We start from the raw sequence: 920 nt of genomic DNA, 5'->3' as shown, positions 1-920 counted from the left end.
ACTAGGGCGTGTCTGACAAGTGTTTCAGGTGTTATGCCTGAGGCTTAGGTCATGTCGCGGTTTCGGTTGCTTTCTGATGCTCAGTGGTCATTGATCGAGGATTTGTTGCCTGTTCGGACGGGCAAGAAGGGCAGGCCTTTTCGGGATGCTCGCCAGATGGTGGAGGGGATCATCTACCGGTATCGGTGTGGGATCGCCTGGCGGGACGTGCCTGAGGTGTTCGGGCCCTGGCAGACGATCTGGACCTGGCATCGGCGCCTGAGTGAAGATGGCACGTGGGATGTGGTGTTGGCGCGGTTGCTGACTGCTGCCCAGGAGGCGGGGATCATCGACTGGGCGGTGGCGGTGGATTCCACGATCGCTCGCGCGCATCAGCACGCCACAAACGTCACTCGGCACACAGGGGGCTGGGTCGAATTACAAGAATCTCCGCGTCGAGCCGCTTGACCACGGTATTGGCCGTTCCCGCGGCGGCTGGACCAGCAAGATCCATCACCTCGTCGACGGCGCCGGGCGCCCGCTGGTGGTTCTGGTTTCGGCCGGGCAAGCCCACGACGGCCCCGTCTTTGAGCATTTGCTAGCGCATTTGAAGGTGGCCCCCGGTGGTGGCGGTTCGCCGCGGACGCGTCCCGAACGGGTTCGCGCCGATAAGGCATATTCAAGTCGATCCACCCGCGCCCAGTTACGTCGGCGCGGCATCGTTGCGGTGATCCCGGAGCCCTCAGACCAGATCGCTCACCGCAAACGACGGGGCTCGCGCGGCGGGCGGCCGCCGGCCTTCGACGCCCAGGACTACAAGGGCCGCAACGTCATTGAACGCAGCTTCAACGTCGTCAAGCAATGGCGCGGCCTGGCCACCCGCTATGACAAACTCGCCATCGTCTATCGCGCCGCAGCCGTGCTCAGAGCCATCACCATCT

General features: G+C 63.7%; 2 protein-coding genes. Both read left to right on the top strand.

Translation table 11 applies throughout. The features are described 5' to 3' along the window. Positions 1-51 precede the first annotated feature (51 nt). Positions 52-447, top strand: a complete 396-nt coding sequence (locus tag HMPREF0591_RS34325) for an IS5 family transposase (protein WP_007172650.1) — start codon at positions 52-54, stop codon at positions 445-447. Then, positions 350-920, top strand: a 571-nt coding sequence (locus tag HMPREF0591_RS34320; RefSeq protein WP_341860258.1) for an IS5 family transposase, incomplete at its 3' end; no start/stop codon positions are given. The genes HMPREF0591_RS34325 and HMPREF0591_RS34320, both read left to right, overlap by 98 nt.

Source organism: Mycobacterium parascrofulaceum ATCC BAA-614, from assembly GCF_000164135.1.
GTDB lineage: Bacteria > Actinomycetota > Actinomycetes > Mycobacteriales > Mycobacteriaceae > Mycobacterium > Mycobacterium parascrofulaceum.
This window is presented reverse-complemented; position numbering and strand designations above follow the sequence as displayed.